Origin of the sequence: Xanthomonas sp. NCPPB 3583, from assembly GCF_041475715.2 — a bacterium.
Classification (GTDB): Bacteria; Pseudomonadota; Gammaproteobacteria; order Xanthomonadales; family Xanthomonadaceae; genus Xanthomonas; species Xanthomonas euvesicatoria.
Map to the genome: position 1 here is coordinate 4,811,447 of NZ_CM191263.1, position 24,763 is coordinate 4,836,209.

The 24,763-nt window shown below is 66.3% G+C and carries 22 protein-coding genes; 4 read left to right on the top strand and 18 right to left on the bottom strand.

What is annotated here, in order from left to right; translation table 11 throughout:
• Positions 1-74: 74 nt before the first annotated feature.
• Positions 75-1,547: a mannitol dehydrogenase family protein gene (locus tag ACCQ07_RS20590; RefSeq protein WP_372363624.1), complete on the top strand. Its 1,473-nt coding sequence runs from the start codon at positions 75-77 to the stop codon at positions 1,545-1,547.
• Positions 1,548-1,628: 81 nt separating this feature from the next.
• Here the strand turns inward: ACCQ07_RS20590 and ACCQ07_RS20595 are convergent, their stop codons facing one another.
• Both ACCQ07_RS20595 and ACCQ07_RS20600 read right to left on the bottom strand, forming a co-directional pair.
• Entirely contained in the window at positions 1,629-2,018 is a 390-nt protein-coding gene (locus ACCQ07_RS20595) for a bleomycin resistance protein (protein ID WP_011349093.1), read from the bottom strand.
• 108 nt (positions 2,019-2,126) lie between these two features.
• On the bottom strand, positions 2,127-2,537 hold the full coding sequence (locus tag ACCQ07_RS20600) for a hypothetical protein (RefSeq protein WP_008577812.1): 411 nt from the start codon (positions 2,535-2,537) through the stop codon (positions 2,127-2,129).
• A 239-nt stretch (positions 2,538-2,776) separates the two neighbouring features.
• Here ACCQ07_RS20600 and ACCQ07_RS20605 point away from each other — a divergent pair, with 239 nt between their 5' ends.
• The 3 genes from ACCQ07_RS20605 (at position 2,777) to ACCQ07_RS20615 (ending at position 5,268) form a co-directional block, all read left to right on the top strand.
• Positions 2,777-2,935, top strand: coding sequence for a DUF2256 domain-containing protein (locus ACCQ07_RS20605; RefSeq protein ID WP_011349095.1), 159 nt, complete (start codon positions 2,777-2,779; stop codon positions 2,933-2,935).
• Positions 2,936-3,159: 224 nt separating this feature from the next.
• The gene (locus tag ACCQ07_RS20610) at positions 3,160-3,693 is read left to right on the top strand and encodes a hypothetical protein (protein WP_372364179.1); all 534 of its coding nucleotides are present in this window, start codon (positions 3,160-3,162) and stop codon (positions 3,691-3,693) included.
• Between the two features lie 552 nt (positions 3,694-4,245).
• Positions 4,246-5,268: a Kelch repeat-containing protein gene (locus tag ACCQ07_RS20615; protein WP_008577993.1), complete on the top strand. Its 1,023-nt coding sequence runs from the start codon at positions 4,246-4,248 to the stop codon at positions 5,266-5,268.
• 132 nt (positions 5,269-5,400) lie between these two features.
• Here ACCQ07_RS20615 and ACCQ07_RS20620 read toward each other — a convergent pair whose 3' ends face one another.
• From ACCQ07_RS20620 to ACCQ07_RS20695, 16 genes are all read right to left on the bottom strand, one after another.
• Complete coding sequence (locus ACCQ07_RS20620; RefSeq protein WP_029820776.1) at positions 5,401-6,147, bottom strand: TetR/AcrR family transcriptional regulator; 747 nt, start codon at positions 6,145-6,147, stop codon at positions 5,401-5,403.
• Positions 6,148-6,358: 211 nt separating this feature from the next.
• A complete protein-coding gene (locus tag ACCQ07_RS20625; RefSeq protein ID WP_218499241.1) occupies positions 6,359-7,795 on the bottom strand; it encodes an aldehyde dehydrogenase family protein in 1,437 nt (478 codons plus the stop codon).
• Between the two features lie 102 nt (positions 7,796-7,897).
• The gene (locus tag ACCQ07_RS20630) at positions 7,898-9,037 is read right to left on the bottom strand and encodes an MFS transporter (RefSeq protein WP_033478785.1); all 1,140 of its coding nucleotides are present in this window, start codon (positions 9,035-9,037) and stop codon (positions 7,898-7,900) included.
• Between the two features lie 78 nt (positions 9,038-9,115).
• Complete coding sequence (locus ACCQ07_RS20635) at positions 9,116-9,757, bottom strand: hypothetical protein (RefSeq protein WP_008573857.1); 642 nt, start codon at positions 9,755-9,757, stop codon at positions 9,116-9,118.
• A 4-nt stretch (positions 9,758-9,761) separates the two neighbouring features.
• Positions 9,762-11,210, bottom strand: coding sequence for an aspartate aminotransferase family protein (locus ACCQ07_RS20640; RefSeq protein ID WP_029820780.1), 1,449 nt, complete (start codon positions 11,208-11,210; stop codon positions 9,762-9,764).
• 11 nt (positions 11,211-11,221) lie between these two features.
• Entirely contained in the window at positions 11,222-11,902 is a 681-nt protein-coding gene (locus ACCQ07_RS20645; protein WP_372363625.1) for a class II aldolase/adducin family protein, read from the bottom strand.
• Positions 11,889-13,535, bottom strand: coding sequence for a xylulokinase (locus tag ACCQ07_RS20650; RefSeq protein WP_008573852.1), 1,647 nt, complete (start codon positions 13,533-13,535; stop codon positions 11,889-11,891). Before ACCQ07_RS20650 ends, ACCQ07_RS20645 begins: the two co-directional genes overlap by 14 nt.
• The gene (locus tag ACCQ07_RS20655) at positions 13,535-14,452 is read right to left on the bottom strand and encodes a TorF family putative porin (RefSeq protein WP_029820781.1); all 918 of its coding nucleotides are present in this window, start codon (positions 14,450-14,452) and stop codon (positions 13,535-13,537) included. Before ACCQ07_RS20655 ends, ACCQ07_RS20650 begins: the two co-directional genes overlap by 1 nt.
• 82 nt (positions 14,453-14,534) lie before the next feature.
• The gene (locus tag ACCQ07_RS20660; RefSeq protein WP_029820782.1) at positions 14,535-14,981 is read right to left on the bottom strand and encodes a DUF2147 domain-containing protein; all 447 of its coding nucleotides are present in this window, start codon (positions 14,979-14,981) and stop codon (positions 14,535-14,537) included.
• Positions 14,982-15,492: 511 nt separating this feature from the next.
• Entirely contained in the window at positions 15,493-16,530 is a 1,038-nt protein-coding gene (locus tag ACCQ07_RS20665) for an SMP-30/gluconolactonase/LRE family protein (protein ID WP_218505726.1), read from the bottom strand.
• A 213-nt stretch (positions 16,531-16,743) separates the two neighbouring features.
• Positions 16,744-17,928: an endo-1,4-beta-xylanase gene (locus ACCQ07_RS20670; protein WP_071117571.1), complete on the bottom strand. Its 1,185-nt coding sequence runs from the start codon at positions 17,926-17,928 to the stop codon at positions 16,744-16,746.
• A gap of 47 nt (positions 17,929-17,975) precedes the next feature.
• The gene (gene galB, locus ACCQ07_RS20675; RefSeq protein WP_338339817.1) at positions 17,976-20,747 is read right to left on the bottom strand and encodes a beta-galactosidase GalB; all 2,772 of its coding nucleotides are present in this window, start codon (positions 20,745-20,747) and stop codon (positions 17,976-17,978) included.
• Between the two features lie 84 nt (positions 20,748-20,831).
• A complete protein-coding gene (uxaC, locus tag ACCQ07_RS20680) occupies positions 20,832-22,250 on the bottom strand; it encodes a glucuronate isomerase (protein ID WP_218489040.1) in 1,419 nt (472 codons plus the stop codon).
• Positions 22,251-22,290: 40 nt separating this feature from the next.
• Positions 22,291-23,268 (bottom strand): endo-1,4-beta-xylanase, encoded by a 978-nt coding sequence (locus ACCQ07_RS20685; protein WP_008573839.1) that lies wholly within the window; start codon positions 23,266-23,268, stop codon positions 22,291-22,293.
• Positions 23,269-23,368: 100 nt separating this feature from the next.
• Positions 23,369-23,770 (bottom strand): hypothetical protein, encoded by a 402-nt coding sequence (locus ACCQ07_RS20690; RefSeq protein ID WP_372363626.1) that lies wholly within the window; start codon positions 23,768-23,770, stop codon positions 23,369-23,371.
• A complete protein-coding gene (locus tag ACCQ07_RS20695) occupies positions 23,767-24,759 on the bottom strand; it encodes an endo-1,4-beta-xylanase (RefSeq protein ID WP_057682258.1) in 993 nt (330 codons plus the stop codon). Before ACCQ07_RS20695 ends, ACCQ07_RS20690 begins: the two co-directional genes overlap by 4 nt.
• Positions 24,760-24,763 lie beyond the last annotated feature (4 nt).

Genomic DNA, 24,763 nt, shown 5'->3' on the forward strand with positions numbered 1-24,763 from the left:
CTTGCGGGAAAGGGGTTGGGGTGAGGGTTCGGCGCAGCCCTTCCTCCAAACACTCCTACCTCACAGGCGACACGATGCAAGCACCACGTCTTTCGCGCGACACCCTGGCCACATTGCCGCCGGTGGTTTCAAGGCCCAGCTATGACCTGGCAAGAACCACCATCGGCATCGTGCATCTCGGCGCAGGTGCCTTCCACCGTGCTCACCAGGCCGTCTATATCGACGACCTGCTTGCCGAAGACCCCAGCTGGGCCATCAGCGCCGTCTCGCTGCATCGCCCGCAGGTGCGCGATGCCTTGCGCCCACAGCATGGTCTGTACACCCTCGCCCTGCTCGACGAACACCCGCACCTGCGTGTCATCGGTGCCATCCGCGAAGTACTGTGCGCCGCAGACGAACACGCCGCCGTGCTCGCGCGCCTTGCAGACCCGGCAGTGCGCCTGGTCACGCTGACCATCACCGAGAAAGGCTATTGCCTGGCCGGCGACACGCTCGACCTCTCGCATCCGGACATCGCCCACGACATCGCCCATCCCGCGAGTCCACGCAGTGCCATCGGCTACCTCGTCGCCGGGCTGCAGCAACGCAGGCACGACGGCACCGCGCCGTTCACTGCGTTGAGCTGCGACAACCTCACCGACAACGGCACGCTGCTGCAGCGCGCGGTCGTGCGGCTTGCAGAACAGACCGACCCCGCGCTTGCGCAATGGATCACGCGGCACGCAGCCTTCCCGCGCTCGATGGTCGACAGCATCACGCCCGCCACCGATGACGCGCTGCGCACGCGCGTACACGATCAGCTTGGCGTGGACGATGCCTGGCCGATCCAGCGCGAGCGCTACAGCCAGTGGGTGATCGAAGACCGCTTCAGCAATGGTCGCCCCGCATTCGAGCACGCCGGCGTCACCCTGAGCGAAGACATCGCCGGCTACGCGCGCGCCAAGCTGCGCCTGCTCAACGCGCCGCACTCGGCGCTGGCCTATCTCGGCAGCCTGATGAACCTGGAAACCGTGGCCGACGCCATGCGTCACCGCGAACTTGCCGCGTACCTGGAAACGTTGATGCGCGCGGAGATCGCCCCCACCCTGCAGGCCATGCAGGGCTTCGATGCGCAACGCTACAGCGACGCCATCCTTGCCCGTTTTCGCAATCCCGCCATTGGTCACCTGCTCGCCCAGATCGCCTGGGACGGCTCGCAGAAACTCCCGGTGCGCCTGCTCGGCACGATCGGCGACGCACTCGCTACCGGCCGACCGATCCAGCGCCTATGCCTGGCCGTTGCGGCGTGGCTGCATTTCGTCCGCAGGCAGGCGCACAACGGCGTTCCGCTGACCGACCCGTTGAACGATGTCCTCAGCGCGCTTGGCCGCAACGCGACTGGCGATGCAGGTCATGATGTCGCCGACTTTCTGACATTGGAGGCGGTGTTCGGATCGTTGTCCGCAGACGCGCGTTTTCGTGCGTCCTTGCAGGCGGCCTATGCAGCGCTCGGCATGGCCACCCCTGCTGAAGTGACACACGCCCTTGGGTCGATGGGTGACGTGTAAGACGGTGCACAGCACCATCTCATTGGCGAGCGGTGGAATCAGGCGGGGCGAGCAGTGCAGTCGCCTCGCCCACGCAATGCATCACCCGGACGCGATCACCTGCCCGATCCGCAGCAGATTGCCGCTCTCATCGACGATGGCGAACTCACGCATGCCCCAGGGCTTGTCGCCAACCGGGTCGAGCCGTGGAATGCCTTGCTCGGGCAAGGCGGCAAGCTTCATCGCTGCGTGGACGGCATCCACATCGCCTACCCTGATGTAACAGCCCGCATAACAGCCGGCCGGATCCAGGTCCGGATGCGCGAAGAAGTGCAGCTCCACATCGCCACGTCGCAGGATTGCGTAACCTGCATCATGCGGATGCGCATCGCCGACAAAGCCCAGCTGCCGATAGAACGCCACCGTCTGCGGAATCGAACGGCTCGGCAGGGTCGGGATGGTTTGCGTTTCTACATTGATGCTGGTGTCCATGACCAACCTCCGTGTGTCCAAGCTTCAGAAGCGCTTATGTGAGCAGCTCGATGGAAGTGACAGGCTCGCTCCCCGCGCGCTTTAAAAGTCCTGGCGGCGGTTACGGTATCAAACCGTATTCGGTCGCGTGACGCCACGCGTCTCCGACAGACGCATCAGCACTACGATCACCAGGACCAGAAAGCTCAGCTCCCATACGTAGAAGGCTGCGCCTATCCGGTCGATCATCACTTCGTGTCCGGCTTCGTTTTTCAGATAGCGGGTGGCACGAAAGGTATCCATGCCGATCAGGCATGCCGACAGCAGCAGGCCCAATGCCGTCCTATCAGATTTGAAGAGGTAACAGAGCCACGCACTGAAGAACAGCAGGTTGCCTAACCAGGCGACGCATTGGCCGTCGAGCACCTGGATCCAGCCGAACAGGAGCAGGACAACGCCGCTCACGTGCTCGGCACCACCATGCAGTGCAGGAAGGCAGAGTGCGGCAACGTACAAAAGCGCCGACGCGACCAGCAACAATGTTTTCACGCACGTCCTTGTTTGAGAATGTGAGCGTGCCGCCTTGCGATGCCCGAGACGTGCCGCCAAACCGCTTCCTGCGAACTATAACAAAGCGTGCGCGCCGGTCTCCCCGCCCATGTACTGCTGTGTTCTGGGCAGCTGCCTGCATGAAGTCCGAGACGGCATTTTGCAGTGGACCTCGCTATGACATGCTTTGCACCCCCCTGCACCGACACGTGTCCCAGTCCTTCCAGCCTATGGCAACACGCAAAAAACAGGATCTACCGGAGAAGGTCTGCGTGCAATGCGGGCGGCCGTTTCGTTGGCGCAAGAAGTGGGAGCGTGTGTGGGACCAGGTGAAGTACTGCTCGGACCGATGCCGGGGCGACAGCAAGCGCCACCGCTCCACGGCTTAGTCGGCACTGCCTCGGACCGGGGGCATGCCGACAAGAGACGGGCCTGTGCCGCCGCACCTCCGAGCGCAGCACGCACAAACGCGCGTTAACGATACCGCTATTTCTTCCCTGCACGCTGTTTCGTGCCGCCGGACTTGGCCGCACGCTTGCTCGTGCTGCGCTTGCTGGCGACGGCCATGTTGTCCACCAGATTCGGATATGGGCGGCCTGCGGCTTTTGCGCGCTTGCGGGCCTGGGTCTTCTGCGATGCAGACAGTGGCTTGGAGCGCGAAGCGCTCTTTGGGCTGGACGTGCTCCAGGGCGCGGACGTCTTGCCTGCACGCTGTTTCGCAGCTGTGGAGGTGCTCTTCTTCTTGGCCGCAGTGCGCCTTGATGGCGCTTTCTTGGTCGCGCCTTTCTTCTCAGCCGCGCTGCTCCTTGCTGCAGCTTTCTTGCTTGCCTTGCTTGCCTTGCGTGCGACCTTGGACGATGCAGTCTTTCTGGCAGAGGCGCTTGCGGCCGCCGTTTTTTTCGTGGTGCGCTTATTCGGTGCGGTCTTTTTTGCGACTGTCTTTTTTGCTGACTTCTTGGTCGCCGTTTTTTTGGCTGCGGCTTGCCTGGTTGCACTCTTCTTTGCTTTAACCTTCTTTGCAGCAGTCTTTTTCGAGCCATTTCCGCTGCTGGCGCCCTTGGTCGCGCTTGCCTGGTGCAGGCGCGCGTACACACGCGCTGCCCAGCGCTGGCCTGCATCGCCGCCCCAGAGCAGCCAGGCGATGTAGCCGGCCGATGGCGCCTTGGCATCCGCCCAACCCTTGCCGCTCTTGTCCACGCTGTGTCGCGCGAAGTACGCATGCATGCGTCCAATGGTCTGTGCAGACAGCGACGTTTGTGCGGAGAGATCGCGCGCACGCGCCACACCAACGGCGGTACCGCCACGGCCGTGCTGCTCGCGCAGGCGCAGTCCACGCGCCGCCGCAGCGGCGACGCTCTTGGGCGGCGTTGTCGCCGAACGGGAAGTTGTCGGGGAACGCGTCACGCAGGTCTCCTGTCATTGCGGTCGCGGTAGTGTTTGCATACGCGGTGCTGTCGGACGTGAAGAGCCGGCGTCTCCCCTGGCACTTGCAAGCAGCAAAGGCACTGGGTTTGATGAAGTGCACTGCGTATCCGGCTGCAACACCGCAATGCAGATGATCGACCACTGCCATCGTCAGCGTGGTGACAGCGCTGCACTGTCGCGGTCGCTACGCGCGTCGCGGCTCTGTCCGCTTTCTGCTATGGCGGTGCGTCGACAGGTAAGTAGACTGGCCGCTCTTTGCAACCAAGGAACACCGATGCATCGCTTGGCAACGTCTTTCTGCGCGGTGTTCCTGCTCGTGGTGACCGCAAGCATGCCTGTCAGCGGGCAGGCCAATGACCTCGAACCAGCCGGATCGACCAGCAAGCAGCAATGGCGCGCGGTGCAGGCGCAGGGCGAGCCGCACGCACGCCACGAAAACAGCATGGCCGCCATTGGCGAGCGCCTGTATTTGCTCGGCGGTCGCGGCGAACGCCCGCTGGATATCTTCGATACCCGCACCCGGCGCTGGTCGCGCGGCAGCGCACCGCCATTGGCGGTCAACCACGCCCAGGCGGCGGTCTGGGCAGGCAAGCTCTATCTGGTGGGCGGGTTTACCGGCGACTATCCCAACGAAGCGGCATTGACGCATCTGCTGATCTACGACCCGGCCACCGACCGCTGGCAGACGGGCGCGGAGATTCCTGCCGATCGCCGCCGCGGTTCGGCCGGTACCGTCGCGCACGACGGAGTGCTGTATCTGGTGGGCGGCAATACGCGTGGCCACAACAGCGGCTATGTGCCCTGGCTGGACGCCTTCGACACGCGGACCCAGCGCTGGACGCGCCTGCCCGATGCGCCGCATGCGCGCGATCACTTCCAGGCCGTGGTGCTCGACGGCAAGCTCTACGCGGGCGGCGGGCGCCGGTCTTCGCACGACACCGGCGACACGCTGTCGCAAACGATCCCGCAGCTGGATATCTACGATCTGCGGCAGGCCACCTGGTCGGTGGCCGATGCCACGCTGCCCACCCCGCGCGCGGGCGCGGCAACCGTCGCGCATCACGGCCGGGTCATGCTGTTGGGCGGCGAAAGCACGACCCAGGTCGCCGGCCACGCCGAGGTGGAGTCCTACGACCCGGCCACCGCGCGGTGGGAGACCGGTCCGGCCTTGCCGCGCGGCAGGCACGGCACGCAGGCGGCACAGGTGGGCGAGGATCTGTACATCGCCGCAGGCAGCGGCAACCGCGGCGGCGGACCGGAACTGCAGGATCTGCTCATGCTGCCCTCAGTGCCCTGAGCGTTGCATGCGGCGCGGATGTGCTTGCGGCATTCAGCGCCTGCGAGCAGCCGCATTGCACCTGCCAGATGCCTCGGTGCAGGGAAGGCGCGTCCTTCGCAGGCTCTGACGACCGCGCCCGCTGCCGGCCCATCACCCAGCGCGGTTTGAACGCCGTGCCGGTGGCGAACCTCGCCGGCGCTCCACAGCGCTGCCTTTCGGCACATCGGCCGTTGCATCGCGCAACTGCTCGACGTGGCCGGCGATCATCGTGCCGACTGTCTCGGCCACCGCACGGCTGCTCAGTCGCACATCGAACAGCAGCTCCACGGTCGCATAGATCAGGTCCACCACGATGCGGCTGACCAGACGCAGTTGGCGCGGGTCTGCATCGGGAAAGAATTCGGCGAGCATGCGCACCTGCGCCTTGGTGACCTGCGCGTGCGAGTCCAGGCGCACCTGCTGCAAGGCCGGCACCGCACGCAGCGCGCGCAGGATCCAGACACCGCCCTCGGTGGCCTTGGTCACCCGGTAGGTCTCCAGCACCAGGCCGGTCAGCGCCTGCTGCACCTGTTCGCGCGAACCGGACATCGCCTGCGGCGTGATCCACTTGGGCACCAGCGCGTTCTGCCGCTGCATCAGGCGCGTGCCGAGCTCGGACAACAAGGCATATTTGTTGGGAAAGTAGCGGTACAGCGCCGGTGGCGTCAGTCCGGCATGCGCACAGACCAGATTGGTGGACAGCCGTTCCACGCCGACATCGCCGAGCAATTGCGCGGTCACCGCCAGGATATGTTCGTAGGTCTCGGTCGCGCGATGCTGGGCCGGGAGCTTGTTGCCGGTCAGCCTGGGCGCGGGCGCCTTGAGCGGCGCGCGCGGACGGGACTTGGTCGTGGACATGGGCGGGGGATTCCTCGAACACGGAGTGATGCGTCGGCCAGACCACCGCGACTGCACCTGCGCCGTTGCGTCGCTGCTGCATCGCGCCGGCCAGGCGGCGTCCATCGTCTGCAGTAGCGCCATGCCACCGCCAAGCCATGCGCCTGCACGGCCGGTGTTTGCCAGAGCCACATCATACGCGCTGCGTCGCGGGCAATCTGTGCCGCGCGCGTCATCGGCGGGCCAGCCAGGCGGTCAATGCGGTGGCCACGCGGTGCTGCCAGCCCCGATACGGCGGAAAGAAGGCCCGCGCGGTCAGCAGGCGGCCGCCGCGCAATACCGCACGTTCGTGCGAAAACGCCTTGAATCCATGCATGCCATGCGCGCTGCCGATCCCCGACTGGCCAATGCCGCCGAACGGCAAGCCGGTGTGCATGAATTGCTGCAGGCAGTGATTGACCACCACGCTGCCGGAGCTGCTGCGCGCCAGCACGCGGGCGACCTGTGCGGCGTCGTTGCTCCACAGATACAGCGCCAACGGCTTGGCGGCGGCGTCGAGCCCGGCGAGCACGGTGTCGAGATGGTCGAAGGTCACCACCGGCAGCACCGGGCCGAAGATTTCTTCCTGCGCGATGCGCGCGTGTTCCGGAACATCGGCCAATACCGTCGGGGCGATGAAACGCTGCGCCACGTCATGGTCGCCGCCGGCCACCAGCTCGGCACCGGCAGCGCGCGCTTCATCGATCAGGGCCGCCAGGCGCGCCGCATGGCCGACATGGATCATGCGCGCCAGGTCGGGGCTGGCAGCCACCGCCGCCGCGCTGCTGCCGTAGCGCTGCGCCAGCAGTTCGCGGCACCGCTGCAGCAGCGCCGTGCGGACCTCGCGATGCACGAACAGCGTATCGGGCGCGATGCAGGTCTGCCCGGCATTGACCAGCTTGCCCCACACCAGCACCTGCGCGGCGCGTTCCAGGTTGGCGCTGCGGTCGACGATGGCCGGCGATTTGCCGCCCAGCTCCAGCGTCACCGAGGCCAGCTGGGCGGCAGCGGCGGCCATGACCTGCCGCCCCACTGCCGGTGAGCCGGTGAAGAACACATGGTCGAACGGGCAGGCCAGCAAGCGCTGCGCAGTGGCCACCCCGCCCTGCACCATCGCCACTTCGGAAGGGTCGAACGCCTCGGCCAGCAGCTCGCGCAGCACCGCGTTGACCTGCGGGGTGAATTCGGACGGCTTGAGGATGGCGGTGTTGCCTGCCGCCAGCGCCGAGACCAGCGGCCCCAGCACGGTGGCAACCGGATAATTCCATGGGCCGATGATCAGGCAGCGGCCCTTGGGCTGATAGCCGATCTGCGCGTGCGTGCCCAGCGTCAGCAAGGTGGGCGACACCTTGCGCGGGCGCATCCAGCGCGGCAGCCCGGCGATGGCGGCGGCGATTTCGTCGACCACCGGCAACAGCTCGCTCAGCTCCACTTCCAGTGCCGGCTTGCCGAAGTCGCCGGCAAAGGCGGCATACAGGGCCTGCCGCCGCGCCAGCAGCGCGCTGCGCAACGCGCGCAGGCGCTCGCGCCGCTGCGCGGCGGTGGAACTGCGCCAGGCCGCGGCCACCGGCTGCTGGGCGGCGAACACTGCCGCGATGTCCTCGGCGCAGACGTCCAGGTCAGCGTGCATGACGCGCACGCCCCTGCTGCAAGCGCACACACTGCAAACGCATCCGCGACCGGCGCGCCGGACGCGCCGGCACGCTGCGGCCCATTCCGCACACGCTGTCGCTCATCGATCCCCCCTGTTCTGCTGCGCTCCGGCCGGGGCCCGGCGGCGCTGGTCGCGGCCGGCTGCCGCCGCCAGGACCGCCGCCAGCAATGCGGCGGCCAGACTGAACGCCGGTACCGGAGCCGGATCATCGTGCTGTAGCAGCAGCGAAGCGAGCAAGGGGCCGGCTGCCGATCCCAGCAACTGCACCGCCGGCACCAGCACCGCCACCCGGCCATGCGCGTCGGCACCGAACGCCAGGCCCACGTGGAAGGGCATCAGGAACATCCAGACCAGGCCGAAGCCCACGCAGGCAACCGTGAACGCGGCAGTGCCGGCCGGCGCCGCACGCGCCATGATGGCCGCCACCGCTGCCAGCACCAGGCTGCCGACCACCAGGGTGCGCGCGTGACCGAGCCGGCGCACCCACCAGATCGCCGCCAGCGCGCCGACGATCTGCATCGCCAGCACCAGCGAGGTGTGCGCCTGCACCGCCCCGGCATCCAGGCCCGCGCGCAACCCCAACGGTTCCAGGTACGCCCACAGCGCGCCGGTCGCGGCCATCTGCACGAAGGCAATCAGCAAGGGCAACAGGGTTGTCGGCGACCAGCGCACGCGGCTGGCCGGCGCGGTTGCGCTCACCGCAGACAGGGTCGCCGGCAGCAACGGTGTCAGCAGGGCCGCGCACAGCGTCACCGCGCCCAGCGCCACGAAACCGCCTTTCCAGCCGGTGGACGGCAGCACCCACAACGCCAGCAGGTTCGCCAGTGCGATCTGCGCCACCGCCTGGGTCAGCATGAACACCGCGGTGACCCGATCCGGCTTGGCCGCGCGCACGATGGTCAGGGTCGCCACCCACAGCAGCAGCCCCTCCGCCAGGCCGGCAGCTGCGCGTACCAGCACGAATGCGGTGTCGCCGACCGCCTGGGTGGTGGCCAGGTCCAGCAGTGCCGCCAACAGCGCCGCCAGCACGGCGACCTGGCGCTGCCAGCGGTGCGGCAACAGCGCATCGCCCAGCGCCACGCCCAGGCCGAGCGCGACGATCTCCCCCATTGCCACGATGCCCACGCCGGAGAGCGTGATCAGCTTCTGCTCGACCAATGTTCCCAGCAGGATCGGCTGCACGCCCAGGATGAGCAGGGCGATCGAACCGATCAACAAACCGGACGGCAACCCCTGCGAGGCGGGAACGGCCACGGCGGACAACGCGGGTGGATGACTGCTGCGCATGCGATGCCCTCAGTAGGCCGTGCTTTCGGTGGGCAGGGCGCCATTGGCAAATGCGGCGCTCGCACGTACCTGGTCCTTGCGCAAACGCCCGTTGGCGATGCGACGCACCCACCACGGCAGCTGCCGGGTGGGTCCTCCGGTGGCCGCCGCCAGCACATACGCCTTGGCGCACTTTTCGAACAACGCGATGTTCAGCGCCAGGCGACGCGCACTGGTACCCAGGCACAGCGGCCGCCGTGCCACCAGCACGGCATTGCCGATCGCCCCGGCCAGCGTGGCCGCCGCGTCGGCCGCGCGCACCGGCGGCGGCATCGGCCCCAGATGCCGCGCCTGTTCGTCGAACACCTGCGGCAACGCGCCGCCGCAGTCGGCCAGGCAGTGGCCGAAGGCACCGGCCGACCACGCCACCGCCCCCACATCGCCACGCTGCGCATAGACCTGCGCATGCAGGCGCTGCGCCGCATCCAGCGCGGCATCCTCGCGCCAGTCCAGCAGCAGCGGCGTTGACGCGGTGGCGCTGCCGATCCACATCTGCGTGGCGCCCGGGCAACGCAACGACAAGGCCGCGTCATCGTCGCCGAGCAAGTGGGAGGCCTGCAGCCGTTCGCGGGTCTGCAGCCAGGTGTCGCGCAGGGCATCGGTGGCGTTCATCGGCTCAGACCAGTGCAAAGACATCGTCGAAACGGTTCAGGGCCTCGTCGATCACCGCATCGGTGTCGGCCATGCTGGTGTAGATGCGGCTACCGGCCAGGGTGATCAGGCCGTGCGCCGAATACGCCGCGCCCATCTCTTCCATCATGTGCTTGCGCGCCTTGGCTTCGTTGCGCACGCGCCAGAGTTTGTAGAGGTTGCCGGTGTCCAGCAGCAGCACGCCGGAGGTCTGCAGGTGCACGATCGAGCCCATGTTGTAGACCACGTACGGCAATCCGCGGCGCTGGATGATCGCCTCCAGACCCGCACGCAGGCGATCGCCGGCGCGACCGGCGCGGCCGGCGGCATCGTTCTGCTGCGCTTCCAGCAACGCGTAATAGCCGGCCACGCAGGACAGCGGGTTGGCCGACAGCGTGCCGCCGACGAAGGCGCGCCGCGCGGTCGTGCCGATGCCGCCCACCAGGCTCATCATGACCTCGCGGCGGCCCCCGATCGCCCCGGCCATCGGATAGCCGCCGGCCAGGCACTTGCCCAGCACGGTGATGTCCGGCGCAACGCCGAAGTAGCCTTGCGCACCGCCGGGGCCCAACCGGAAACCGGTGACCACTTCGTCGAAGATCAGCAGCGCCCCGAACTCGTCGCACAGCGCGCGCACCTGGCGGTTGTAGTCCGCATGCACCGGGCGGGTGCCGCTCTCCGGCCCCAGCGGTTCCAGCAGCACCGCCGCGGTGCCGCCGCGCAGGCGATTGAATTGCAGCTTGCGGCGCAACGCGTCCAGATCGTTGGGCAGGCATTCCTGGGTATGCGCGGTCGCCCCACGCGGAATGCCGATCGCTTCCATGCGGCCGGTGCCGGGCAGGCGCAGGCCGTACACCAACTGGTCGCTCCAGCCGTGATACGCACCGCCGATCTTGATGATCCAGCGCTTGCGGGTATACGCGCGCGCCAGGCGCACCGCGCCCATCACCGCCTCGGTTCCCGAACCGAGCAGGCGCACCATCTCCACCGCCGGCATGCTGGCGCAGACCAGCTCGGCCAGTTTGACCTCGTATTCGTGCAGCAGTCCGGTCACCGGTCCGCACTGGTCCAGCACCTCGTTGACGCGTGCGCGCAACGCCGGCGGGTTGGAGCCGAGCAAGGTCGGTCCGCCGGCCTGCAGGAAATCGATGTAGCGGTTGTCGTCGACGTCGGTCAGGTAGGCGCCCTCGGCGCTGCGCATCGCCAGCGAGAACGGGTAATTGAAGGCCAGGTTGTGCTGCACGCCGCCGGGAATCACCCGCTGCGCGGCGTCGCCCAACTGCTTGGAGCCTTGGCAGCGCTGCTCGAAGTAGCGCATCACCTTGTCCATGCCTTCGCGCCGGACCGGCCGCATCGGCTGTTTGACCAACGCATCGAAGCGGCGATACAGCTGGTCCACATCGGGCCATTGCGAAATCGCGGAAGTCACGCTCATTGTCGGTGCCATCATGTCTGGGAAAGGGAGGACGCGCCGGACGTGTGCCGGCTGGAATCCAGCGCCGTCAGCACCCGCTGCAGGCCGGCCGCGAGGTCGGGCTCGCGCGCCGCACGCGCCTGGATCTGCGTCTGCAGGTGGCTGCGCGCGACCAGCTCCAACGCCTCGACCACGGTGACGGCCGCCTCCAGGTTGGTGCCGCAGCAGACCACGCCGTGATTGCGCAGCAGATAGGCGTTGACGGTGGGCTGCAGCTGCCGGGCCAGCAGGCGGGCCAGCAGGCCGGTGCCCGACGGCATGTAGCCGGCGATCGGAATCCGTGCACCAAGCAGCCGGCGCAACGCCGGTTGCGTCACCTCCAACGGCGCGCCCAGCAGGGTGCAGGCGCTGGCGACCGGCTGGTGGGTGTGGATGCTGCAACCCACGTCCGGGCGCCGCCGCATCACCTGCGCATGCAGGCCGGTTTCGACCGACGGCGTGCGCGTGCCGTCGAGCTGGTGCAGGTCCTTGGTGCGGACGATGCAGATATCCTCGGCCTGCATGCTCAGGTAGTCGATCGCCGAAGGGGTGACCGCGAAACACTCCGCATCGATACGCAAGGCGACATTGCCACCGGTGCCGGCCAGATAGCCGCGGCGCGACAGTTCGATGCACAGCGCGACCACGAGCTGGCGTTGTTCAAGGGCAAACATGCGCGGCGACCTCCGGGGCGGCGGCAGGCGTGGAGGGATTGAGCCGTCGGTAGATCGGCGCCAAGGTGCGCTGCAGGTCCTTGAACACCGCGTAGCGGTCGTCGTACAGCGCACGCGTGCCCGCATCCGGCTCGTAGACCCGCCGGGGGCGCTGCAATGCCGCCAGGTCGCCGAAGCCGAGCCGGCCCAGGCCGACCCCGGCGATGAAGGCCGCGCCCACTGCGTTGGCCTGGATCGGATTGTGCAATTGCCGGATCGGCCGGCCGCTGACATCGGCGATGATCTGGCACCACAGATCCGACTGCGCGCCGCCACCGACCGCGGCAATCGTGCCTGGGTCGCAGCCAAGCAGGCGCGCGAACGGCTCCATCATCCAGCGCGTGTTGAACGCCACCCCTTCCATCACCGCGCGGATCATGTCTTCGCGGCTGTGCATCAACGAGAGATTGATCAGGCCCGCACGCAGGCTCGGGTCTTCCACCGGCGTGCGTTCGCCGAACAGCCAGGGCATGTAGATCAACCCGTTGGACCCTGCGGGCACGCGTGCGGCGATGCGATTGAGCACTTCATAGACGTCCGGGCGCTGCTCGTCGCTGAGCAGTTCGTCGGCATGGAACAGGATGCGATCACGCAGAAAGGACAGGTTGGCACCGGCGGTGGTCTGCAGGGCGATCGCCAGATAGCGCCCTTCCACTGCGCACGGCACCGCGGCGATCGTACTGCGCACGTCGGTTTTCATGCGCGGCACATGCGCGCCCAACCACGACGAGGTGCCCAGGTACAGGTGCGCGGCGTGGTCTTCCACCGCCGCGGCGACCGCCACGGCCGACGTGTCGATCGCGCCGGCCACCACCACGGTCTGCGGCGACAGGCCCAGCGCCTGGGCCACCTGCGGCAGCAGCGGACCCAGCACGGCAGTGGAAGGCACCAGGTCCGGCAACTTGTCGCGCTCCACGCCGACCATGTCCAGCAGGCCCGCGTCGTAGCGAATATGGTGCGGGTCGCGATTGTCGGTGACCCAGGTGGTCAGCATCGAATCGGGAGTGGCACAGAACCGGCCGGTCAGGCGCAGGTTCATGTAATCGAGCACGTTGAGAAACTTGTGCGTGCGCTGGTAACGCACGGGCTGGTGATCGCGCAGATAGGCGATGTGGCCGGCGCAATCCTTGCCGCTGCGCGCAGGCGCGCCACCGCTCAGGCGCAACCATCGCCACAGGCGCAGGGGATCGTAGCCGCGCACATTGAGCCAACGCCCCTGCAGACGCCGGGCGATGGCCGCCTGGCCGCGCATGTCCAGCCACAGCATGGCGCGCCCGAGCGCCTGGCCGTTATGGTCCACGCAGACGGTGCCTTCGCCCTGGGTCGAGCAACACACGGCCACCACGCGTCGGCGCAGCGCCGCATCGCCCTGCACCACGGCAGCGGCGGTGGCGCTGAACGCGTCCCACCACGCGTGCGGGTCTTGTTCGGCAGCGACGCCCTGCACGTGCAGTTGCACCGGTTCGAACGCCCAGGCGAGCACCTTGCCGTCCAGCGTCACCAACGCGCATTTGCAGCCTGAGGTTCCCAGGTCCACCGCCAGCACCAGCGGCGCATTGCCGCCGGTGTCGTCTGCGAGCGTTTGGGTGCGCATCAGAACGTGTAGCCGATCGAGAACACCAGCGCATCGCCGTCGGTCTTGCGGATACGCTCGCCGTCCTGCACCCAGTACAACTGGTGCGCGTTGGTGTTGGTGGTCAGCCAGTCCAGGTTCCAGTCCAGGCCCCAACGCCGATGGGTGATGCCGATCTGGTAATCGGCGAAGTTGCCTTCGCGAAAGTTGGCCAGTTTCTGGTAGCCGGCATGCAGGCGCAGCGTCGTGGACGGCAGCAGCGAGGGCAGCAACGGCAACTGGGTATTGAGGTCGGCCAACACGGTGCCACGCGAATCCTGTTCGCCGCGCGCGTAGCACTGCAATGCGGCGGTCGGATCGATCGAGAAGCGCAGGATCTGCCCGCACACGCCGCCAGTATCGGCACCGCGGTAGGTCTTGGACACCACATACAACACGCGCCCTTCGACGATGCCGTAGCCCAGCTCCATCACGGCGAAGTCGCTGTTGTAGTTGGTCGTGCGCACGTCGCTCGGCGTGCCGGTTTCCAGGTCGATGCTGTGCGGCGCCATGAAGCGTGCGCCCGGGAATCGCTCGGTGGCCAAGCCCACGCCGGCGTGCCAGCGGTCCGGATTGCCGAAGCGATAACCGCCCGCCAGGGTGACGCCCAGGCCGTCGCCATTGACGAACTGCTTCTTGCTGACCCCGGCCACTTCCAGCAAGGCGACCAGCCCGCTGGCATGCACGAACTGGGTGCTCCACTTGGCCGAGGGCCGCATCAACGAATCGGAGATGCCGCGCGTGCGCTGTTCGCTCATCAGCTTGACCTGGTTGTCGAACTGATAGGTCGCCACGCTGCCCTCGCTGGCCGGGTCGGCTTGCTGGGCCTGCGCCGGCAGGCAAGCCGCACCTTGCAGCAACGCACACGCGACAACCGCGCCGACATGGATCTTCGCCATCTGGATTCCCCCGGTGGATGTGAGTGAGAACCGCCGCGATCGCGGCGGCCGGTGCTGCGCGCGCATGTGGCGCTGGCCGCAGCTAGTGGCTGGCACACACCGGCGTGGATGGCAGGGCCTGCACGCGGGTAAACAGCATGTTTTCGCCGAGCACTTCGGCGCCGATGAACGCGCGCAGGGTCAGGCTGTCACCCTTGCTCCGCAGCGTGGCCTTGTAGCGCTTGCCGCTGCGCGGATCGAATGCCCAACCGTCGCGCCAGGTGCCGTTGTCGTCGCGCTCCAGGCGCGCGATCTGCACACCGCAGGTGTCCTTCGGCGTGCCGGCGTCCTTGTCCCACACCACCTTTCCGCACATCGCGCTGGCGGCATCGGTACACGGCGCAAATGCGATGACGGCGTCCTTGGCCGCAGTCAGCCACAGGCCCTGTACCGGCGAGGACGCTGCCGCCAGCGCAGGCATCAGCGGCAGCGCCGCTACGACAACGCACGCCAGGGTGCGCAGCAACCGGGAAACGCAAGCTTCGTTCATTGCCGCAACCCCGCGGGCAACCCGCTCATGACAGTAGTGAAAACTACCGTATAGCGATGATTACCTTTTTGCAACAGGCTCAAGCGTGGCGATTGCCTGGACAGCTGCACGCCTTGGCGCAGCAGGCGTTGCGCGGTGCAAGAGCGATTCGGTGCACGCCTGTTTTGACGCGCCGCACCACGGTTGCGGTCGCCAACGTTGGTGCGGCGAGCCAGGTAAAAGGCCTGGCTCGCAGGCGCTGCGGCCGGCGGTCGGAGGTGCGGGCACCACGCTGCTCGGTAAGACCGGCAGCGGTGGCGCTACGGGCGAGGACGCGTCGTGCGGGCGCGATTCATGGTCGCTGGCCTTGTCTGCAAGCAAGCGGCCTGTGGCGGCTGGACGATTGACCGAGGCAGTACACAAGGCAGCCGATACAGCGGCAGTACCAGGCGATTGGCGCTGCGGTCAGACACGCATGCGGCCAGACGTGCGTGTCCATCGCGAGGCGATGCAGCGGCATCGCCGCGATCGTCTAGCGCACGAACTGCAGGCCCAGCGACTTCACGCGCACGCGCGCCAGCATCGTATGCGAGGTCATGTACAGCGTGTGGCCATCGTTGCCGAAGGCGCAGTTGGAGACGGCCTCGCCGGTGGCGATGCGACCCAGGCGTTGGCCGGCGGGATCGAAAACGATCACCCCGCCGGGGCCGGTGGCAAACAACGTGCCGTCGGCGGCAACCGCCATGCCGTCGGGCAGGCCGGGAACATCCTTGGCGATCAGGTCGGACGCATCGGCAAACACGCGCTTGCCGGTGACGGCGCCCTGTGCATCCAGTGCATACGCCATCCAGATCGGCCGTTGCGGATCGGAGTTGGAGACGTACAAGGTGCGCGCATCCGGCGACAGGGCAATGCCGTTGGGAAAGCTCAGGCCATCGTCCAGCAGATGCACGCTGCCATCGGTGTCCAGGCGATAGACGCCATTGAAGCGCAGCTCCTTGACCGGCGATTTATCCAGATCCTTCAACCCGTACGGCGGGTCAGTGAAGAACACCACGCCATCGCTGCGCCGCACGACATCGTTGGGGCTGTTGAAGCGGTGGCCCTCGAAGGTGGTGGCAAGCGGTGTCTTCTTGCGCGTGACCGGATCGAGCCTGGCCAGGATGCGCGTGCCGGAATCGGCCAGCAGCACCGTGCCGTCGGGCTCGGCATACAGACCATTGGCGCCGGCTTCGCGCAGCGTGGGCAGTTCCGGGCCGGTGTAGCCGGAGGGCGAGAGCAGGACCGACAGGCCGGCCTGTTCGGACCAGCGATACAGCTTGTTTTCCGGCACATCCGTAAACAACAGATAGCCTCCCTTGCGTACCCATGCCGGGCCTTCGGACCAGGTGAAGCCTTCGGTGAGCTTCTCGATGCGCGCATCGCTTGCCACCACATCACCGAAGCGGCGGTCGAATGTCTGCAGCTGGCCGATGGCCTCAAAACGCGGCGTCGGTGGAGTCTGCTTGGTGCAGGCAGCAAGCACCGCCAGCAACGGCACGGCCAACAGCAGATAAGACGGCAAGCGCATCGGTCAGTCCTGTCTCATGGTTGGGGGCATGATGCCATCATGCGTGTGCAGGCGACTGCGCATAGTGGCCACCAATGCATCGCGCGCACGCATCTATGAGGTGCACGGCACGCAGGAATGCGGTGTTTCGAGCCATCCATGCCGCACCGAACATCGGCCGTGCTCGCCTGTTGCCCGGGCCCTGGTTGTCAGCAGCTCTTGGGCCGGCAGCCGCTAGCGTGCAGCGGTTGCGGTGGGCACGGCCAACACCGCATCCAACGCCGGCTTGGGTTGATGATTGCGATCGAACAGCAGCGGATAGTTGGTGCGCCCAGGTACCGGGTAATCGTTTTTCCACGACATGTCATCGCTGACGCCCCACACGCTGACGCGCGCAATCTTGTCGCGCTTGCGCCAGAACAGCGCGAACAGTTCGGCATACCGGTCGCGCAATTGCGCCTGCACGTCGGCAGGCAAACCATCGCGATAGGGGTCGAGGAAGCGCTTGAATTCCGGCAGCTGAAACTGCTTGTGCGCCATGCCGGTGCCGATGATCTGGCCTTCCTTGGTGAGCGGCAACACATCGATGTCCAGCTCGGTGATCATGACCTTGACGCCAAGCGCAGCGTACGCATCGATCGCGTCTTCGATGTCGCGCAGGCTGGGGTAGTTCAGCCCCCAATGGCCTTGCATGCCCACGCCATCGATACGGACACCGGCCTGCTGCAGCATCTTGACCATGCGCACGATGCCATCACGCTTGGCCGGCCGCCATGCATTGAAATCGTTGTAGTAGAGCTGCGCATCCGGTGCATAGCGCTGTGCGAAGGTGAAGGCATTGCGGACCACCGTGTCGCCGTCGCCCACGCGCTGTACCCAGTTGGTCGAACGGTAACTGCCGTCTTCGTCGATGATTTCGTTGACTACATCCCAGGCTTGCACCTTGCCCGTGTAACGCCCGGCCAACGCTGCGATATGCGCACGCATGCGTTCCAGCTGCTGTGCCGGCGTATTGGGCCGACCATCGGCGCTGGTGAAGAACCACTCCGGTGTCTGGTTGTGCCAGACCAGGGTGTGACCGACCACGAACTGCCGATTGCGCTGTGCGTAGGCCACGAATGCATCGGCTGCACTGAAATCCTGCACCCCACGACGCGGCGCCACCACTTCGGCCTTCATCACGTTTTCCGCGGTCACCGCATTGAAGTGACAGGCCGCCAACGCAGCGGAGGCTGCGTCCTTGCCGGAGACGATATCGGCATTGACGGCAGTCCCCAGCAGAAACCCTTGCGCATACGCCTGCTTGAGCGAGGTGCCGGGCGTCCCGCACGCGGCCAGGGCCTGCAGCGTGCACACTGCACTGAGGCCGGCGATCAGCAATCCCAGGCGTTTGGTGAGGTTGGCGCGGTTGATGTGCATGAGCAGGTCCGTTGAGAGGTCACAGGTTTCGATTGCACTGGATCGCATCACTGCACCGCCACCTGGGTCTGTGCGGCTTGCAACGTGTCCGATTCCACATGCACGGTGATCGTGCCACGCGCCCCGGCCTTGGCACGCACGATCGCCAGGCACAGCCCATTGAAGGCATGACGTTGCGACGCAGCGAACGTTTCCAGATTGGTGGGGTCGCCGTTGTCGGTGGCCACCAACTCGCCAGGGCCTTCGATGCGGAAGCGCAGGCGGTCGCCCGCGGTCGGTGCGGGACGTCCGTCGCGATCGAGCAGGCGCACGGTGATGAAGCTCAGGTCTTGTCCGTCGCCGCGGATACTGCCCCGATCCGGCGTCAGCTGCATGCGCGCGGCGCGGCCTGCCGTCTGCACGCGCTCGCTGGCCCACGGCTTGCCGTCCTTGTACGCCTGCACCCGCAATTCGCCCGGCTGGTACACCACCGCGTCCCAGCGTAGCCGGTACTGCCGTGGCGCCTTGCGCTTGCGCCCCTGCGAAACGCCGTTGACGAAGAGTTCGGCCTCGTCGCCGGAGGTGAACACATGCACGGGCGTGACCTGTCCTTCGCGCCCTGGCCAGCTCCAATGCGGCAGCAGATGCGCCACCGGCAGTTCCGGACGCCAGCGCGACTGATAGAGCCAGTAACGGTCCTTCGGGAAGCCGGCCAGATCGAAGATGCCCGAGTAGGAACTGCGCGAGCTGTAATACGGGGTGGGCTCGCCCAGGTAATCGAACCCGGTCCAGACGAACTCACCGGCCACGTAAGGGTGTTGATCCAACGCAGCGAACACCTTGTCCGCGCTGGAGCCAAAGTCCACCGCATGCAGTTCGTACGCGCTGACCTGATGCGCCACCGAATCGCCGCCACGGCCATCGCGTACCGGTGCGCTGTGGTCCGCAGTGACCGGAAACAGGTACACGCCACGACTGCTCAGTGCCGAGGCAGTCTCGCTGCTGACAATGGCCTTGTGTGGAAACCGTGCATGGAACGCGGGGTATTGCGGCGGTTTACGGATGCGCTCGGTACCCTCGAACTCGGCTGCATCGCGGATGCCTTCGCCCTGGTAATTGAGGCTGACGACATCCAGCGCAGCGGGCAGCGGCATCTCGGGCGAGGCGTAGTTCATCGCCACCGTGGCCGGGCGCGTCGGGTCTTCTGCATGCACGATGGCGCGCAGCGCGCGCGCAATCGCCGCGCCCTGTTGGCCGGTGTATTGCTCGCCAACCTCGTTGCCCACGCTCCACAGCATCACCGAGGGGTGGTTGCGGTCGCGGCGCAGCATCGCGCGCAGATCGGCGGCATGCCACTGCGGAAACACCAGATGAAAGTCCAGCGGGGTCTTCTTCATCTCCCAACTGTCGAACACCTCATCCACCACCAGCAGACCCATGCGGTCGGTCAGGTCGAGCAATTCGGGCGCAGGCGGGTTATGGCTCATGCGGATGGCGTTGGCGCCCATCTGCTGCAGCAATTGCAACTGTCGCTCGGCGGCGCGCCTGTTGAACGCTGCACCGAGCGCGCCCAGGTCGTGATGATTGTTCACCCCGCGGATCGGCACGTGCTCGCCGTTGACCAGTAGGCCCTTGTCGGCGTCGAACACGATGCTGCGAATGCCGAAGCGGGTTTCGTAGCGGTCCACCACGCGTCCCTGTTGGTCGACCTCGGTGACGGCCACATAGCGATGCGGGTGCTGCGTGGGTGGAGGCCCCCACAGGCGCGGGGCATCGATCCGGGTGCTGCCTTGCACCTGCGCCGTGCCGCCGGCAGGGACGCTGATGGGCTGCGCTGGAATGCGCGCGACCGCTTCGCCACTGGGCCGGTCGCTTGCATCGTCGAGCAGATAAATCGCTGTGCGCACCTGCGCCTGGGTTGCGCCGCGGGCGGCGTTGTCCAAGGTGACGGTCAGCTGCACCTGCGCCGCATCGGCCGAGACGTGCGGCGTGGTCAGCTGCGTGCCCCAGTGCGCGATATGCAACGGCGCCGCTTTGGTCAGCCACACGTTGCGATACAGCCCGCCGCCCGGATACCAACGCGCCGACTCGGGCGGGTTATCCAGGCGAATGACCAGTTGATTGCGCTTGCCTGCAATCACATACGGCGTCAGATCCACGCGCCAGGAGCTGTAACCGTACGGCCAGCCGCCGACAAGCTTGCCGTTGAGCCAGACCGTGGCGTAAGACATCGCACCATCGAGATCCAGAAACATCGCGCGGCCGCGATCGCTGGCCGGGATGTCCAGGCTCTTGCGATACCAGCCGATGCCCCAGCTCGGCAACCGACCCATGCCACCGTAAGGCCCATCTGCCAGGAACGGCCCGGCAATGGCCCAGTCATGCGGCAGGTCCACGGTTTCCCATGCGCTGTCGTCGAAGTGCGGCTGCACATACGCCACCGTGCTGCCCGGATTGCCTGGAGGGCGTATGTGCCGTTGGGCCGGGTCTGCGATCAAACCGTTGGCGGTGGGCAGGATCCACGGCTTGAGCACGCGCACGGCGGGCGCATCGATGAGCTGCGCTTGTTCCGGCTGCGCATCGGCCACCCTGCCATCGCTGCTGCGCACCACCTGCGGGCGCACATCGTAGTCCAGGATTTCCTGGTTTGCGGGCGGGTCGCCACGATGAAAGCGCCACTGCGCATCCAGCGAAATACGTTCGCGCGAGGCGTCGCTGGCAGCGTGCGGTGCTGCGATGATGGGCCATGCACTGCAGAGCCAGAAAAGCCCCGTGCAGGCACGTACTGCATAACCTGCGCGCAGCGCTCGTGTGACGTTGTGCTTGGCGTGTGCACGCATCAGTTCACCGATCCTGCCGCTGCGCAGGATGCAGTGGCGCCGCGTGCGCACGCCTCGGCACTGCCGCCCTCCGTTTACGCCACCTCACAAGTTGTACGCTTGCTTGGGTAGGCGGTAGGCCAGGTCGATTGCCACCTCGGTTGCCTCGTCCTCTTCCAGCCGGTGCTCGGCAACGAGTTTGGCCAGGAAGGCGCTGTCCACGCGCCGCGCCACATCGTGCCGCGCGGGAATGGACAGGAATGCGCGGGTATCGTCGTTGAAGCCCACGGTGTTGTAGAAGCCGGCGCTGGCCAGGGTCTGCTCGCGAAAGCGCCACATGCCCTCCGGCGCATCATGGAACCACCACGCCGGGCCGAGCAGCAGGGAGGGGTAATGCCCGGCCAATGGCGCCAGCTCGCGGCTGTAGCTGGTTTCGTCCAGGGTGAACACGATCAGGCGCAGGCGCGGGTCGTTGCCATGCCGATCCAGCAGGGGCTTCAACGCATGCACGTAGTCGGTGCGCATCGGAATGTCGGCGCCCTTGTCGCGTCCGTACTGCCCGAACAGCTGCCGATTGTGATTGCGGAAGCAGCCCGGATGCAGCTGCATCACCAGGCCGTCGTCAAGGCTCATCGCCGCCATTTCGGTCAGCACCTGCGCGCGAAACAGTTCCGCCTGCTCCGGCGTGGCCGCACCGCGCACCACCGTATCGAACAGGCGCTGCGCTTCGGCTGGTGACAGATCGGCGGTCGCGGCGCTGGGGTGCCCGTGATCGGTCGAGGTGGCGCCATGCGCGGCAAAGAACGCACGCCGTTGCCGATGCGCACGCAGGTAGCCATCCCAGCTGAGCACGTCCTCACCGGTGAGCGCGCCAAACTGCTGCAGCGCGCCGGCAAACTGCTCGTGCTCCGGGTCCACGACCGGGTCAGGGCGATACGCCGTCACCACCCGTCCCTGCCAACCGCTGGCGGCAATGGCCGCATGGTGCTGCAGCCGATCCAGCGGCGATTCGGTGGTGGCGATCACCTCGATATTGAAGCGCTCGAACAGCGCACGCGGCAGGAATGCCGGCGTTCGCAGCGCGGCGGTGATGTGGTCGTAATAGTGATCGGCGGTGCCGGCATCGAGACGGATACGCAAATCGAAGACATCATGGAACACATGATTGAGCCATAGCGCCGACGGCGTGCCGCGCAACAACGTGTAGTGCTCGGCAAACACGCGCCATGCCGCACGCGGGTCGACTGCTGCGCGGGTTCCATCTGCGCGCGGGATGCCCAGGGCATCGAGGTCGATGCCCTGGCTGTACAACATGCGGAATACATAATGGTCCGGCACCAACAACAGTTCGGTGGCGTTGGCAAACGGTGCATTGGTGGCGAACCAGGCCGGGTCGGTGTGGCCATGCGGGCTGATGATCGGCAGCGTTGCAACCTGTGCGTACAGGCGGCGGGCGATCGCGCGCGTGCCGGGATCGGCCGGCAGCAAACGATCGGGATGCAAGGACAACACGGAAGAACGCATGATCGATATCAGCCCTATGGACAATGAGAAGGAAGCCCGGTCAGGGCCTGCTGGCAACGTAGCTGCGTAGCCAGGTCAAGGCCGGGCGTTCGCTGCCGTCGTAATTGATCAGATACGCACCTTCATTTTCACGCCATAGACCGTGACGGAAACCCCACACGTTTACGCCACGCACGGCCGGATGCTCCCAGAACATCGGGAAGAAACGCTGCCAGGCTGCCAACTGCTGAGCGTCGGTACGCCCATCCAGGTCGAACTCGGTGATGTAGATCGGCAGTCCGGTGGACGCCAACAGGTCGAGGTTGGCGCGCTGCACCGAAACTGAGGGGCCGTTGCTCGACAGGTGCCCCTGGATGCCGATCGCATCGATCAGGTGTTCTTGCTGCAGCAGCTGGATGGTGTGCAGATACTGCCTGGCTTGGTCGTTGTACTCGGTGACGTTGTAGTCGTTGATCATCAACTTGGTATGGGGGAAATACTTGCGTGCCAGGCGGAATGCCTCAAGCACCCAGTCCACGCCGGTCGCCCCGGTGCCGCCCAGTGCCCGCAGATAGTTGCCCGTATCGCTGCGGCGATTGTCCGGCTGGTTGTGACCCGGCAGCGTCTCGTTGGCCACCTGCATCAAGTCGATGTCGGGGTAGCGCTGCGCAATCGCGGCAAACCAGTGCTCGATCGCCGCAAGCTGCTCGTTTGGCGGCAGGTTGCGCACCCACGTCGGCTGCTGGGCACCCCAGAGCCCGACATGGAACTGGAATTGCATGTGGTTGCGCTTGGCCAACTGGTAAGCCTCGTCGAGCGGGCCCCAGTTCATCTGGCCGCGCACGGGCTCGACGCTGCCCCATTTGCCCGCATTTTCGGGCACGTCGGCGTTCCAGTAGTTGGTGAAGCCCTGCGCTTGCTGTGGGCTGTAGGCGCTGCCCAGGACGCGCTGCTTGCCGGCAGCGATGGGCCCGGCAACAGCGGACGCATACGCGCCCAGCAACAGCACAAGCGTGAGCGGGTAACGGAGTTTCAACATGTTGACATCCTCGATAAGTGAGCAAAGCAGTCACGGAAAGGACAGGTGCGCTGACGTGCGTCGGATCGACGCCAAAGTGCGCAGGCACCTGGAACCGCGTCTAGGCCGGTTGCTCCACTCGCGCCGGCTGCGTCGTGGCACCAGGCGGTGCACCACCGCCAGCGCCAGAATGTAGGCCGCACCCACCGTAAAAAAATTTCGAAATGTAGCCGCCGATGGCCTGCAAAACGAAACCAATGAACGGTGTGATCAGGATGGCGCCGAGGCTGTCCATTCTTGCGACTGCAGGACAAGCAAGCAGGTCAGCAAGCAGGTCAGCAAGCAGCGTAAAAGGACATGCCGACCCGCCTTGGTGTGCGGCAGTGGTCAGCGCGGTCAGCGCGGTCAGCGCGGCTATTTGCCACACGGCGCATGCAGCCAACACGATGACGTGCGCGCATCGGCATAAGGTCAGGACACCAGACAAAGGTCTGTGAGCGCGGCGCGCATCAATAATTGTCATGGCGCAGGTGCACCGGGATGGGCTGCAACGTAGTCGCGCAGCCACGCGAGCGCCGGACGTTCGGTGCGGTCGGCGCGGATCAGGTAGGCAGCTTCCTTGTCGCGCCACAAGCCGGGCCGAAAGCCCCACAGGGTGATGCCATGCACTGCCGGGTGTTCCCAGAACACCGGAAACACACGCTTATAGTCGGCCAGCTGCTGCGCATCGGTCGGCCCGTCCAGATCGAACTCGGTGATGTAGATCGGCAGGCCTGTGGCGGCCAACGCATCCAGATTGTCGCGATGCACCGACATCGCCACCTCCGGCGTGGTCTCGAAGGCATGCTCCTGCACCCCGATCGCATCGACCAGGTTCTCACGCTGCAGCAGCCGCACGATCTGCAAATACTTCTGTGTGGCCTGCGCGCTATTGGTGATGCTGTAGTCGTTGATCATCAACTTGGTGTTGGGAAAATGCTGGCGCGCAAGCCGAAACGATTGCAGCACCCATTCCCAGCCGCTATCGCCGTTACCCCCCAGCGCCTGCAGATAATTGCCGCCGCCGGTATCGGCCTTGCTGGGCGGGTCGTTGAGTGGCTCGTTCACCACCTCCAGCAGCGCGATCTCCGGGTAGCGCTGCGCAACGGCGGCAAACCATTGCTCGATCTCGCGGCGCTGCTCGGCCGGCCGCAAGGTCTTGATCCATTCCGGCTGCTGGTTGCCCCACACCATGACATGCATCTGGAATGGCATCTGATTGGCCTGGGCAAACCGGTATGCCGCATCCAGCGTGCTCCAGTCCATCTGGTCGCGCACCGCCTCCACACTGCCCCATTTGCCGCCGTTTTCCGGGGTGAGCTTGTTCCAGTACTGCGCAAACCCCGGCGCCTGCTGCGCGCCGTACGCACTTCCAAGGAATTTGGACGCCGCCGCTGCCAGCGGTGCCGCGTGGGTTGGCGCGGCCATGCCGGCCACCATCAATAACCCCAGTGCTACTGCGCGCTTGTGCATAGGC

Bases quoted from the DNA above. Each gene is read 5' to 3' on its own strand.
- ACCQ07_RS20605 (WP_011349095.1), top strand. From the start codon at position 2,777: ATGGCAACACGCAAAAAACAGGATCTACCGGAGAAGGTCTGCGTGCAA.
- ACCQ07_RS20590 (WP_372363624.1), top strand. From the start codon at position 75: ATGCAAGCACCACGTCTTTCGCGCGACACCCTGGCCACATTGCCGCCG.
- ACCQ07_RS20615 (WP_008577993.1), top strand. From the start codon at position 4,246: ATGCATCGCTTGGCAACGTCTTTCTGCGCGGTGTTCCTGCTCGTGGTG.
- ACCQ07_RS20625 (WP_218499241.1), bottom strand. From the start codon at position 7,795: ATGCACGCTGACCTGGACGTCTGCGCCGAGGACATCGCGGCAGTGTTC.
- ACCQ07_RS20670 (WP_071117571.1), bottom strand. From the start codon at position 17,928: ATGCACATCAACCGCGCCAACCTCACCAAACGCCTGGGATTGCTGATC.
- ACCQ07_RS20650 (WP_008573852.1), bottom strand. From the start codon at position 13,535: ATGCGCACCCAAACGCTCGCAGACGACACCGGCGGCAATGCGCCGCTG.
- ACCQ07_RS20665 (WP_218505726.1), bottom strand. From the start codon at position 16,530: ATGCGCTTGCCGTCTTATCTGCTGTTGGCCGTGCCGTTGCTGGCGGTG.
- ACCQ07_RS20690 (WP_372363626.1), bottom strand. From the start codon at position 23,770: ATGACAATTATTGATGCGCGCCGCGCTCACAGACCTTTGTCTGGTGTC.
- ACCQ07_RS20655 (WP_029820781.1), bottom strand. From the start codon at position 14,452: ATGGCGAAGATCCATGTCGGCGCGGTTGTCGCGTGTGCGTTGCTGCAA.
- ACCQ07_RS20660 (WP_029820782.1), bottom strand. From the start codon at position 14,981: ATGAACGAAGCTTGCGTTTCCCGGTTGCTGCGCACCCTGGCGTGCGTT.
- ACCQ07_RS20645 (WP_372363625.1), bottom strand. From the start codon at position 11,902: ATGTTTGCCCTTGAACAACGCCAGCTCGTGGTCGCGCTGTGCATCGAA.
- ACCQ07_RS20635 (WP_008573857.1), bottom strand. From the start codon at position 9,757: ATGAACGCCACCGATGCCCTGCGCGACACCTGGCTGCAGACCCGCGAA.
- ACCQ07_RS20640 (WP_029820780.1), bottom strand. From the start codon at position 11,210: ATGAGCGTGACTTCCGCGATTTCGCAATGGCCCGATGTGGACCAGCTG.
- ACCQ07_RS20695 (WP_057682258.1), bottom strand. From the start codon at position 24,759: ATGCACAAGCGCGCAGTAGCACTGGGGTTATTGATGGTGGCCGGCATG.
- uxaC (WP_218489040.1), bottom strand. From the start codon at position 22,250: ATGCGTTCTTCCGTGTTGTCCTTGCATCCCGATCGTTTGCTGCCGGCC.
- ACCQ07_RS20620 (WP_029820776.1), bottom strand. From the start codon at position 6,147: ATGTCCACGACCAAGTCCCGTCCGCGCGCGCCGCTCAAGGCGCCCGCG.
- galB (WP_338339817.1), bottom strand. From the start codon at position 20,747: ATGCGTGCACACGCCAAGCACAACGTCACACGAGCGCTGCGCGCAGGT.
- ACCQ07_RS20595 (WP_011349093.1), bottom strand. From the start codon at position 2,018: ATGGACACCAGCATCAATGTAGAAACGCAAACCATCCCGACCCTGCCG.
- ACCQ07_RS20685 (WP_008573839.1), bottom strand. From the start codon at position 23,268: ATGTTGAAACTCCGTTACCCGCTCACGCTTGTGCTGTTGCTGGGCGCG.